The sequence below is a fragment of the Streptomyces sp. NPDC006283 genome (assembly GCF_040613325.1).
In the GTDB taxonomy this organism is placed as follows: Bacteria; Actinomycetota; Actinomycetes; order Streptomycetales; family Streptomycetaceae; genus Streptomyces.
On sequence record NZ_JBEXRZ010000033.1, the window covers coordinates 18,794 to 30,717 of the forward strand.

Genomic DNA, 11,924 nt, shown 5'->3' on the forward strand with positions numbered 1-11,924 from the left:
CGTCGCACTACGGTCCTTCGGCTCTGTCTCCGGGTCTCGTGAACGGTATCACAAACTATTTGATGAGGTCTTTACCCAGTGGTGTGCCAACTCTCACACATGAGAGTGAAGGCGCGCGTGTGTGCACGACAACCGGGCGCTATGTCTGCTAATGAACCGTTTTCCCATCGACATCCGGCCGTTTCGGTTCGGGAGCCGCCTCTTTGCCACTCGGAAGCGGGCGCCGCCGACAGCCGGCGTTGACGCCATGCGCAGCCCCTGAGGCGGGCACAAGCCCACCCTCGCGCCGCTCCGTGGGGCAGGGCGCCGGCGAACGGCGCCTCAGCCCCGTGTGCCGGCCTTGCGCCGGTCCGGGAAGCGCGAGCGGGCGCCGATCGCCGTCGCGCCGTTGACTCCGCTCACGCCCACCCCGACCGGCACGCGGGGCTCGTCCTCGTAGTCGTCGGCGGCCGTGGCGGCGGGCTGCCCGGTCGCGGGCGCCTCCTGCGCCGTGCGGCGGCGGCGACGGTAACGCGGCGGGACGAAGCGCTCCGCCCAGCCGGGGGTGCGGGGGCTGAAGCGCGGCAGCAGCAGCAGGACGAGACCGATGGCGCTCAGGCCGGTGACGGCCAGCACGATCCACATCACCGAGTGGACCGAGTAGGCGACGACACCGAACGCGATCAGCGCCGACCAGAAGTACATGATCAGAACGGCCCGGCTGTGCGAGTGCCCGATCTCCAGGAGCCGGTGGTGCAGATGGCCGCGGTCCGCGGCGAACGGCGACTGGCCCTTCCATGTGCGGCGGACGATCGCCAGCAGCAGGTCGGCGACAGGGATCGCGATGATCGTCAGCGGCAGCAGCAGCGGAATGAAGACCGGCAGCGCCGCATGCGTGGCCTCGCGCGCGCTGCCTTCCCAGATCCTGAGGGCGTCCATGTCGACCTGGCCCGTCACGGAGATCGCGGCCGCCGCGAGCACGAGCCCGATCAGCATCGAGCCGGAGTCGCCCATGAAAATGCGGGCCGGGTGCATGTTGTGCGGAAGGAAGCCCAGGCACATGCCCATCAGGATCGCCGTGAACAGCGTCGCCGGGGACGCCGCCTCGATGCCGTAGCTGAACCAGATCCGGTACGCGTACAGGAAGAACGCTGCGGCGGCGATGCACACCATGCCGGCGGCGAGACCGTCCAGGCCGTCGACGAAGTTCACGGCGTTGATGGTGATGACGACCAGGGCGACGGTCAGCAACGTGCCCTGCCAACTGGTCAGCGACACGGTGCCGACGCCGGGGACCGGAATCCACAGGATCGTCAGACCCTGTACGACCATCACACCCGCGGCGATCATCTGGCCGCCGAGTTTGATCAGCGCGTCGATCTCGAACTTGTCGTCCAGGACGCCGATGATCCAGATCAGGGCGGCCCCGGAGAGCAGCGCACGCGGCTCGTTGGACAGCTCGAAGACGCTGTTGAGGTTCTCCAGATGATCGGCGACCAGCAGCCCCGCGCACAGCCCGAAGAACATCGCGATGCCACCGAGTCTCGGCGTCGGCTCGCGGTGCACGTCCCGTGCACGGATCTCGGGCATCGCCCCGGTGGCGATGGCGAATTTGCGCACCGGCCCGGTGAGCAGATACGTCACCGCGGCCGTGACGCAGAGCGTCAGCAGGTAATCACGCACGGGCTGCCCCACAGGAATCGCTGGCCATCTCAGCCCCACACCTTAGCTGTGGTAGCCACATGCTCGAGGACACACCGAGGCCGGGGATGGTTGCACGACTGCACCACAGCACTGCGGCTACCCCGAAAACGGCGGGAATCTCCCGACCATTTCCCGCACCTGCTCCCGGATGTCCCGCGCCTGCTGCTCGTCCCGCAGCGCGGCCGTGAACAGGGCCGCGATCCGGATCATCTCCGGCCGGCCCATGCCCTGGGTGGTGACGGCGGCGGTGCCCAGCCTGATGCCGCGGCCGTCCCCGTAGGGCAGCGCGCAGGTGTCCAGGACGATGCCCGCCGCGGCGAGACGTCCCCGGGCCGTCCTGCCGTCGACGCCGAACCCGACCGGGTCCGCGCCGACGAGGTGGGTGTCCGTGCCGTCCGTCAGCACCGTGAACCCCTCGGCCGCGAGCGCCTCCGCCAGCGCCCGCGCATTGGCGACCACCTGATGGGCGTACGCGGTGAACGCCGGCGTCTCGGCCTCCCCGAAGGCGACGGCCTTGGCGGCGATCGTGTGCATCTGCGCGCCGCCCTGCGTGAACGGGAAGACCGCGCGGTCGATCCGCTGGGCGAGCTCCGCGCCGCACAGGATCATCCCGCCGCGCGGGCCGCGCAGCACCTTGTGGGTGGTGGCGCAGACCACGTCGGCGAACGGGACGGGGTTCGGCGCCGCGCCGCCGGCGACCAGCCCGATCGGATGGGCGGCGTCCGCGATCAGATAGGCGCCGATTTCGTCGGCGATGTCACGGAACTGCTCGTAGTCGAGGTGGCGGGGGTAGGAGATCGAACCGCAGACGATCGCCTTGGGCCGGTGCTGGCGGGCCAGGTGACGCACCTGGTGATAGTCGATCAGCCCGGTCTCCGCGTCCACGCCGTAGCCGACGAAGTCGAACCACCGGCCGGAGAAGTTCGCGGGCGAACCGTGCGTGAGGTGGCCGCCGTACGGGAGACCCATGGCGAGCACCGTGTCGCCCGGCCGCAGCAGCGCCGCGTACGCCGCGAGGACCGCGGAGGAGCCGGAGTGGGGCTGCACATTGGCGTGCTCGGCGCCGAACAGTGCGGTGGCGCGCTCGATCGCGATGCGCTCGGCGGCGTCGACGAGTTCGCAGCCGCCGTGGTGGCGGGCACCGGGATAGCCCTCGGCGTATTTGTTGGCGAGCGGCGAACCGAGGGCGGCGAGAACCGCGGGCGAGGTGAAGTTCTCCGCGGCGATGAGCTGGAGCGTGCCGGCCTGCCGTTGCGTCTCGCCGAGGATGATGTCCGCGATCTGCGGGTCCTGGCGGCGCAGCGCGTCGAGGAGGGGGGCGGGGTGGGCGGGCGCTTGCGCTGTCTGCGTCTGCACGTGCGCTTCACGGGTGACGGACATGACGGCTCCGGTCCTCGGGCCTGTGCTGCGGCCCCTCCAATGTAGAACCGGGTGGTCGCGGACGCGCGGTGTATGCGGGAGTTCGGGGAGTCGGCGAAGCGGGACGTACGGCGCCCGCGGCGGACCTGTCCCCCGTACGGCCGAGCGGCCCGCGTGGCCTCACGGCCGCGCCGGAACCCCCGTCAGCGCCGTGACGACCGGGTCCAGCGCCTGGTGGATCTCGTCGCCGATCGAGCGGAAGAAGGTGATCGGCGCCCCGTACGGGTCGAACACCTCGTCCGCGTCCGGGCTCGGCGCGAGCAGCCACCCGCGTAGAGCCGCCGCCGCGCGCACCAGCGCACGCGCACGCTCCACCACGCCGTCCTCCCGGGGGTCGGGAAGGGTCGCCGGGTCTATGGCCCGCACGAGGCGGGTGAACTCCTTGAGGGTGAAGGTGCGCAGGCCCGCCGAGTGGCCCATCGAGATGACCTGCGCCCGGTGGTCGCGGGTCGCGGTGAGGACCAGGTCCGCGCGGATGACGTGCTCGTCGAGCAGCTCGCGTCCCATGAAGCCGCTCGCGTCCGCGCCGAAGTCGGCGAGGACGATCTCGGCGTTGGCCTCCATGGGGGCGCCCTCGTGGCCCCAGGTGCCCGCGCTCTCCACGATCAGGCCGCCCGTGAGGGGATCGCCGAGGCGGTCGCTCAGGGCATGGCGGGTCAGCCGCTCCGTGATGGGCGAGCGGCAGACGTTGCCGGTGCTGACGTGGAGGATGCGGAAGGTCGATGCCGTGCTGCCGGTTTCCGCTATGCCACGCCCCTGTGGGGCGGTCAATTGGCCACCTCGAGGTCTGGTACCACCTTGCGCAGTTCGTCCGCGGAGAGAGCTCCCTCTCGCAGCAGCACGGGCACCTTGCCCGTGACGTCGACGATCGAGGACGGCACGATGCCGGGGGTGGGGCCGCCGTCCAGGTAGACGGAGACGGAGTCGCCGAGCATCTCCTGCGCGGCGTCGCAGTCCTCGGGCGAGGGGTGTCCCGTGAGGTTGGCGCTGGAGACCGCCATGGGGCCGACCTCGGTGAGCAGTTCGATGGCGACGGGGTGCAGCGGCATCCGGATGGCGACGGTGCCGCGGGTGTCCCCCAGGTCCCACTGCAGGGACGGCTGGTGCTTGGTCACCAGTGTCAGCGCACCCGGCCAGAAGGCGTCGACGAGCTCCCACGCCTGCTCGGAGAAGTCCGTGACCAGCCCGTGCAGGGTGTTCGGAGAGCCGATGAGGACAGGGGTGGGCATGTTGCGGCCGCGCCCCTTGGCGTCGAGGAGGTCCGCGACGGCCTCGGTGGTGAAGGCGTCCGCGCCGATGCCGTAGACGGTGTCGGTGGGCAGCACGACAAGCTCGCCGCGGCGGACGGCAGAGGCTGCCTCGCGCAGGCCGGTGATGCGATCCGTCACGTCGTTGCAGTCGTATCGCCGAGCCATCAGCGGGCCTCCTCGTGCGTGTACTTGGTCATGGCGTTGCCTTGCGGGCGGTCGCGAACCGCGGCCGCCTGTTCAGGTCGGGGTGGTCGGCGGCGTCGGCCCAGCCGGATTCCTCGTTGAAGATCCACGGCACCTGGCCGCCCTGCGTGTCCGCGTGCTCGATGACGACGAGCCCGCCGGGACGGAGCAGCCGGTGCGCGGTGCGCTCGATGCCGCGGATGGTGTCGAGTCCGTCCTCGCCGGAGAACAGGGCCATCTGCGGGTCGTGGTCGCGGGCTTCCGGTGCGACGTACTCCCACTCGGTGAGCGGGATGTACGGCGGGTTGGAGATCACGAGGTCGACCTGGCCGTCGAGCTCGGGGAGCGCGGAGAGCGCGTCGCCCTGGTGGACGGTGACCCTGGAGCCTTCCGCGTTCTTACGGGTCCACCGCAGCGCGTCCTCGGACAGCTCCACCGCGTGCACCCGCGAACGCGGCACCTCCTGCGCCATGGCCAGCGCGATGGCGCCGGAGCCGGTGCACAGGTCGACGATCAGCGGCTCGACGACGTCCATGGCCCGTACGGCCTCTATCGCCCAGCCGACGACCGACTCGGTCTCGGGCCGGGGTACGAAGACGCCGGGGCCGACCTGCAGCTCCAAGAAGCGGAAGAAGGCCCGCCCGGTGATGTGCTGGAGCGGCTCGCGCGCCTCGCGGCGGGCGACGGCCTCCCAGTAGCGGGCGTCGAAGTCCGCGTCCTTGACGTTGTGCAGCTCTCCCCGCTTCACGCCGTGGATGTAGGCGGCGAGCTCCTCCGCGTCGAAGCGCGGCGACGGCACGCCGGCGTCGGCCAGCCGCTGGGTGGCCTGGGCCACCTCGGCGAGCAGCAAGGTGCGGGGGCCTGGGGGGCGGCCCCCGGAGTGTGACTGCACGTCGGTCCTCCGAGCACTGCAGGGGGTGGTTACTGCGCGGCCGCGAGCTTCGCCGCGGAGTCCGCGTCGACGCACGCCTGGATCACGGCGTCCAGATCTCCGTCGAGTACCTGGTCCAAGTTGTACGCCTTGAAGCCGACCCGGTGGTCCGAGATCCGGTTTTCCGGGAAGTTGTACGTCCGGATCTTCTCGGAACGGTCCACCGTGCGGACCTGGCTGCGGCGGGCGTCCGCGGCCTCCTTCTCGGCCTCCTCCTGTGCCGCGGCGAGCAGCCTGGAGCGCAGGATACGCATCGCCTGCTCCTTGTTCTGGAGCTGGCTCTTCTCGTTCTGGCAGGAGGCGACGATGCCGGTCGGCAGGTGCGTGATGCGCACCGCGGAGTCGGTGGTGTTGACGGACTGGCCGCCGGGGCCCGACGAGCGGTAGACGTCGATCCGCAGGTCGTTGGCGTGGATCTCGACGTCGATCTCCTCGGCCTCCGGCGTGACGAGCACACCGGCGGCGGAGGTGTGGATACGGCCCTGGGACTCGGTCGCGGGCACCCGCTGCACGCGGTGCACCCCGCCCTCGTACTTCATCCGCGCCCAGACGCCCTGGCCGGGCTCGGTCGCGCCCTGGCCGCCCTTGGTCTTCACCGCGACCTGGACGTCCTTGTAGCCGCCCAGCTCGGACTCGGTGGCGTCGATGATCTCGGTCTTCCAGCCGACACGCTCCGCGTAGCGCAGGTACATGCGCAGCAGGTCGCCGGCGAACAGGGCGGACTCGTCGCCGCCCGCGCCGGCCTTGACCTCGAGGATGACGTCCTTGTCGTCGCTGGGGTCGCGCGGGACCAGCAGCAGCCGCAGCTTCTCCGTGAGCTCCTCGCGCTGCTTCTCCAGCACCTTCACCTCGGCGGCGAAGTCCGGGTCGTCGGCGCCCAGTTCACGGGCGGTCTCGATGTCCTCACCGGTCTGCTTCCAGGAGCGGTACGTGCCGACGATGGGCGTCAGCTCGGCGTAGCGCTTGTTCAGCTTGCGCGCGTTCGCCTGGTCGGCGTGGACCGAAGGGTCGGCGAGCTTCTTCTCGAGATCGGCGTGTTCGCCGATCAGTTCCTCGACCGCCTCGAACATTCGGGGGCTCCTGGTTTCAGTACGCGTGGGTGGCTGCTCAGAACGGACAAAGCGCCGGCCCCGGCCCCCCGGACGGGGCGGCCGAGGGCCGGCGCAGTGGCGCGCTACTTCTTGGCAGCAGCCTTGCCGAAGCGGGCCTCGAAGCGGGCCACACGGCCACCGGTGTCGAGGATCTTCTGCTTGCCCGTGTAGAACGGGTGGCACTCGGAGCAGACTTCGGCGCGAATGTTGCCGCTCGAGATCGTGCTACGGGTGGTGAACGACGCGCCGCAGGTGCAGCTGACCTGGGTCTCGACGTACTCGGGGTGGATGTCGCGCTTCAAGGTGTCTCCTAGTTTCGGGAGGGCACCGGGTCGTACGTGCGGATTGCTCGTACGTGAACCGGGGCCGACGTACCAGTCTGCCAGGACCGGCCGTATCTCCCAAAACCGGGGTGGTCACGGAAGTATTCCTGGCGGCCGAAGCGGGTATGAACGCTCTTTCGCGCCGGTTCGCAACCGCGCGCATCCGGGTCGTCCTCAGTCACTGCCCACGACGGACGCGGCATCGCCCTTGTCGCCGGCCGAGTCCTCGACCGCGGAGGCGGGGATCGGCCTGTCCCGCTTGAGCGCTCTCCACACCTGATCGCCGCCGGCCTCGACCGGGATGACGCGGTTGGGGTCGTCCGGGTCGTACTTCACCGGCATCGTGATCATGTCGACGTCCTCGGCGCCCAGGGCGCTGAGCCCCTTGGCAAAGCCCATCAGCTCGTTCACCGAGTCGAGCTCGGAGTCGGGAGTGATCGCCTTCGTGCCGGCGTCCGCGAGGCCGAGGAGCTTCTTGGGGCTGCTGAAGACGCCGACGTCCTTGACCTGGTTGATGAACGCCTTGATGAACGCCTGCTGAAGCTGGATGCGCCCTAGGTCGCTGCCGTCCCCCACGCTCTTGCGGGTGCGTACGAGGCCGAGGGACTGCTCGCCGTCGAGCGTGTGGGTGCCGGGCGGGAGGTTCAGATGGCTCTTGGTGTCGTTGATCGGCTGCGTGGTGGTGATGTCGACGCCGCCGAGCTCGTCGATGAGCTTCTTGAAGCCGGTGAATTCGACCTCGATGAAGTGGTCCATGCGGATGCCGGACATCGCCTCGACGGTCTTCACCGCGCAGGCGGGACCGCCGACCTCGTACGCCGTGTTGAACATGGCCCGCTGCGCGCCCGCGACCGCCGTGCCGTCACGGCCGGTGCACTTCGGCCGCTCGACGAGCGTGTCACGCGGCACGGAGACGACGCTCGCCGTCTTGCGGCCCTGGTAGACGTGCACGACCATCGCGGTGTCCGAACGGGCGGCGCCTTCGTCGGCGCCGTATTCGGAGTTCGCGCCGGAGCGGGAGTCGGAGCCCAGGACGAGGATGTCCATGGAGCCGTTGTCGATGTTCTTGGGGCGGTCGGTCCCCAGGGCCTGGTTGATGTCGATGCCCTGGAGGTTCCCGTTGAGCTTGAACCACAGAAGGCCGAGGCCACTGCCGCCGACGAGCACCATGGCTGCGGCCGCCCAGGCGACGGCCGTCCACACCCGGCGCGCCGTGGAGGGCTTCTTGCGGCGTCTGCCGCGGCGTGGGGGTCCCCCCAAGCCCCCTGAGCGCAGGGGGAGTATTCGCCCGCCGGTGCTGGTGCTCTGCTCGGTCATGCTCTCCTCGGCTCTCGCTGTTCCCGCTACCCCCGGGGGTGGTGATCAGGCGCGGTTCCCGGCATTTCGTCGCTTCTTCGGACGTCGCTCGTCCCGACGTCGAAGCGAGAAGCGTCGCACGAGCGGATGAGAGGCCGGTAAGAACGCGTCGGGCCCACCGCGCGCTGCACGGTGGGCCCGAAGAAGTGCTCGAGGAGGCCGCTTTCTCACCCTCACCAGCGGTTTCTGCCGACGGGGACGGAGTGGCGGGACTCCCCCGCCGGGCCCTCGACGGGCCCGGCGGCTGTGGCGGAGATCTCCCGGCGAGGGACCTGCGCCGCTTGAGGCGTCTCAGTCGTTGCCGTTGCCGGCGGACGGAGTCGTCTTCTGGATCTGGAGCAGGAACTCGCCGTTCGACTTGGTCTGCTTCATCTTGTCCAGCAGCAGCTCGATCGCCTGCTGCTGGTCGAGGGCGTGGAGCACTCGGCGCAGCTTCCAGGTGATGGCCAGCTCGTCGCTGCCGAGCAGGATCTCTTCCTTACGCGTACCGGACGCGTCGACGTCCACCGCGGGGAAGATCCGCTTGTCGGCGAGCTTCCGGTCGAGCTTGAGCTCCGCGTTGCCGGTGCCCTTGAACTCCTCGAAGATCACCTCGTCCATGCGCGAACCGGTGTCGACCAGCGCGGTGGCCAGGATGGTCAGGGATCCGCCGTCCTCGATGTTGCGCGCCGCACCGAAGAAGCGCTTCGGCGGGTAGAGCGCGGTCGAGTCGACACCACCGGACAGGATGCGACCGGAGGCCGGGGCCGCGAGGTTGTACGCACGGCCGAGGCGGGTGATCGAGTCCAGCAGGACGACCACGTCGTGACCCAGCTCGACGAGGCGCTTGGCGCGCTCGATGGCCAGCTCGGCGACGGTGGTGTGGTCCTCTGCGGGGCGGTCGAAGGTCGAGGAGATGACCTCGCCCTTCACCGACCGCTGCATGTCGGTGACCTCTTCCGGACGCTCGTCGACAAGGACGACCATCAGGTGGCACTCGGGGTTGTTGTGGGTGATCGCGTTGGCGATCGCCTGCATGATCATGGTCTTGCCGGTCTTCGGCGGAGCCACGATCAGGCCTCGCTGGCCCTTGCCGATCGGCGCGACGAGGTCGATGATCCGGGTCGTCAGCACGCCCGGGTCGGTCTCGAGACGCAGTCGGTCCTGCGGGTACAGCGGGGTCAGCTTGTTGAACTCGGGGCGGCCGCGGCCCGATTCGGGCGCCATGCCGTTGACCGAGTCCAGTCGGACCAGCGCGTTGAACTTCTCGCGGCGCTCGCCCTCCTTGGGCTGACGCACGGCACCGGTGACGTGGTCGCCCTTGCGCAGGCCGTTCTTGCGGACCTGGGCGAGGGAGACGTACACGTCGTTCGGGCCGGGCAGGTAGCCGGAGGTCCGGATGAACGCGTAGTTGTCGAGGATGTCCAGGATGCCGGCGACGGGGATCAGGACGTCGTCGTCGGAGACCTGCGGCTCGCCGGTCGCGAAGTCGTCACGGCCACGGCGGCCACGGCGGTCGCGGTAGCGGCCACGGCGTCCACGGCGGCCACCGGCCTCGTCGTCGAAGTCGTCCTGGGGGCCGGTGCCCTGCTGGCCGCCCTGGCGCTGCTGGCGCTGGCCGCCGCCGCCCTGCTGCTGGTCGTCGCCCTTGCCGCGCCGGTCACGCTGACGCTCGCGGCGGTCACCGCGCTCGCCACGCTCACCGCGGTCACCGCGGTCGCCACGCTCACCGCGGTCGCCGCGCTGACCGCGCTCCTGGCGGTCACGGCGGCCCTCCGCGGTGTCCACGGCGGTCTCGGCCTTGGCCTCGGGCTGTGCCTCGGTCCTGACCTCGACGGCGGTGTCGCCCCGGCTCTCGGCACGGGTCTCCGGGCTGCCCGCCTGGGCGGTGGCACGGCGCCGGCGGCGCTCCCCGGCCGGCTGGTCGTCGCTGGCCGGCTGTCCGGGGATGTCGATCTGCTGCTGGGCGACAGCCTTCTCGGGCTTGTCGGCCTTCTCTGCCTTCTCGGCCTTCTCCGCGGCGGGGGCGGCGGCCTCGTCGCCCGTGCGCGCCTTGGAGGTGGCGCGGCGCTTGGGCTTGGCGACGGCCTCGGTGCCCGCGTCGGCGCTCTTCGCCGGGGAGCCCCCTGCGGCCTGCGCCTCCTTGATGACCTCGATCAGCTGGCTCTTGCGCATACGCGCGGTGCCCCTGATGCCGAGGCCGGACGCGACCTGCTGCAGCTCGGCCAGGACCATGCCCTCGAGGCCGGTGCCGGAGCGGCGGCGCCGTGAGGTGGTGCCGGAGGCAGCACCTGCGGCGGGCGCGGCGTTGTCGACCTTGTCGTCGGCAGTCACGCCCATCAGATCGGTGGTGTCGCTCACGAAGGGTCCTTCCCTGGAGCGGACGTCGGCCTTCTGGCTCGGCGACCGGTTGTGCTGTCCGGCTGCGGTCCTGGGTGGTGGACCGAACCGGAGCGGTGGTCCCGCCGGAAATTTGACGGCGGAGAGATACATGCGTACGTGCAAGGTCCGGCTCGAGGTCCCCCTGCTCGGCCCACTCCTGGAAAAGCGAGGGGTGTCGTGCCGGTTCCGGAGCGTGCTCGAAACTGCTCAGGCAGGCTGCTCAGGCAGTTTGGGGAGGCTCCCGGAGAATGTTGGTCCCGAAGGGGGACACGAAGCACCGCGCCTCAACGACGACGGTTGCAGACTTGAGATTAACACTACCGGCTCCAACAAACATTCCCCCTCTCCAGCACCGGCAATCGTGTGGCAGTCGTGTCGCTAGGGCGCCAGCGGCAGGACGCTCGCTCCCGCGGCGTCGAAGGCCAGCCGGTTGGCCGCCCAGCCCTCGCCCGCCAGTTGTGCGACCTTGTCGGCCGCACTGTCCTCGGCCAGCGCGAGCACCGTGGGGCCCGCACCGGAGATGACTGCAGGGACGCCGTCGGCGCGCAGTCGGTTCACCAGGTCGATGCTCTGCGGCATGGCCGGGGCGCGGTACTCCTGGTGGAGCCGGTCCTCCGTGGCGGGCAGCAGCAGCTCAGGACGCCTGGTCAGGGCCTCGACGAGGAGGGCGGCACGGCCGGCGTTGGTGGCGGCGTCCCCATGGGGGACGGTGCGCGGCAGCAGGCCGCGGGCCGTCTCGGTGAGCACCGGCTTGCCGGGCACGAAAACCACCGGAACGACGGAATCGGCGGGATCCATCCTGATCGCGCGCGCCGCTCCCGCCTCGGTCCAGGCGAGGGTGAAGCCGCCGAGGAGGCAGGCCGCGACATTGTCGGGGTGGCCCTCGATCTCGGTGGCGAGCTCCAGCAGGGCCGCGTCGTCGAGTTTCGCGTCCCCGCCTATCGTCACGGCGCGGGCGGCGACGATGCCGGCGCAGATCGCGGCGGAGGAGGAGCCGAGGCCGCGGCCGTGCGGGATGCGGTTGGCGCAGACGATCTCAAGGCCGCGCGGCTGTCCGCCGAGCAGGTCGAAGGCCGTGCGGAGAGCCCGTACGAGCAGGTGCTTCTCATCGCGGGGCAGGGTCGACGCGCCCTCACCGGCGATGTCGATGTGCAGACCGGAGTCCGCGACCCGGACGACCACGTCGTCGTACAGACCGAGCGACAGTCCCAGGGCGTCGAAGCCCGGACCGAGATTGGCGCTGGTTGCGGGGACGCGCACCCGGACGGCGGCGGCGCGGAACGCTGGACCGGCCATCGCTCGACGACTCTCCTTGGTTCTGAACTGC

The 11,924-nt window shown here is 70.4% G+C and carries 10 protein-coding genes; all 10 read right to left on the reverse strand.

Annotated elements, in window-relative coordinates; translation table 11 throughout:
• Positions 1-321: 321 nt before the first annotated feature.
• The 10 genes from ABZ070_RS09955 to thrB all read right to left on the reverse strand — a co-directional run bounded on the left by ABZ070_RS09955 (position 322) and on the right by thrB (position 11,893).
• Positions 322-1,662, reverse strand: coding sequence for an MraY family glycosyltransferase (locus ABZ070_RS09955; RefSeq protein WP_356631851.1), 1,341 nt, complete (start codon positions 1,660-1,662; stop codon positions 322-324).
• 117 nt (positions 1,663-1,779) lie between these two features.
• Positions 1,780-3,063, reverse strand: a complete 1,284-nt coding sequence (gene glyA, locus ABZ070_RS09960; protein WP_356631853.1) for a serine hydroxymethyltransferase — start codon at positions 3,061-3,063, stop codon at positions 1,780-1,782.
• A gap of 159 nt (positions 3,064-3,222) precedes the next feature.
• Positions 3,223-3,873, reverse strand: a complete 651-nt coding sequence (locus ABZ070_RS09965; RefSeq protein WP_356631855.1) for a protein-tyrosine-phosphatase — start codon at positions 3,871-3,873, stop codon at positions 3,223-3,225.
• A complete protein-coding gene (locus ABZ070_RS09970) occupies positions 3,870-4,517 on the reverse strand; it encodes an L-threonylcarbamoyladenylate synthase (RefSeq protein ID WP_356631857.1) in 648 nt (215 codons plus the stop codon). The genes ABZ070_RS09965 and ABZ070_RS09970 overlap by 4 nt, the downstream gene beginning before the upstream one ends.
• 28 nt (positions 4,518-4,545) lie before the next feature.
• Entirely contained in the window at positions 4,546-5,427 is an 882-nt protein-coding gene (gene prmC, locus ABZ070_RS09975) for a peptide chain release factor N(5)-glutamine methyltransferase (protein WP_356631859.1), read from the reverse strand.
• 29 nt (positions 5,428-5,456) lie between these two features.
• On the reverse strand, positions 5,457-6,536 hold the full coding sequence (gene prfA / locus ABZ070_RS09980) for a peptide chain release factor 1 (protein WP_356631861.1): 1,080 nt from the start codon (positions 6,534-6,536) through the stop codon (positions 5,457-5,459).
• Between the two features lie 104 nt (positions 6,537-6,640).
• Positions 6,641-6,859, reverse strand: coding sequence for a 50S ribosomal protein L31 (gene rpmE, locus ABZ070_RS09985; protein ID WP_356631863.1), 219 nt, complete (start codon positions 6,857-6,859; stop codon positions 6,641-6,643).
• 195 nt (positions 6,860-7,054) lie between these two features.
• Entirely contained in the window at positions 7,055-8,197 is a 1,143-nt protein-coding gene (locus tag ABZ070_RS09990; RefSeq protein WP_356631865.1) for an LCP family protein, read from the reverse strand.
• 330 nt (positions 8,198-8,527) lie between these two features.
• Positions 8,528-10,576 carry a transcription termination factor Rho gene (gene rho / locus ABZ070_RS09995; protein ID WP_356631867.1) on the reverse strand — a complete coding sequence of 683 codons (2,049 nt, stop codon included), beginning with the start codon at positions 10,574-10,576 and terminating at the stop codon, positions 8,528-8,530.
• A gap of 399 nt (positions 10,577-10,975) precedes the next feature.
• Positions 10,976-11,893 carry a homoserine kinase gene (gene thrB / locus ABZ070_RS10000; protein WP_356631869.1) on the reverse strand — a complete coding sequence of 306 codons (918 nt, stop codon included), beginning with the start codon at positions 11,891-11,893 and terminating at the stop codon, positions 10,976-10,978.
• Positions 11,894-11,924: the final 31 nt, after the last annotated feature.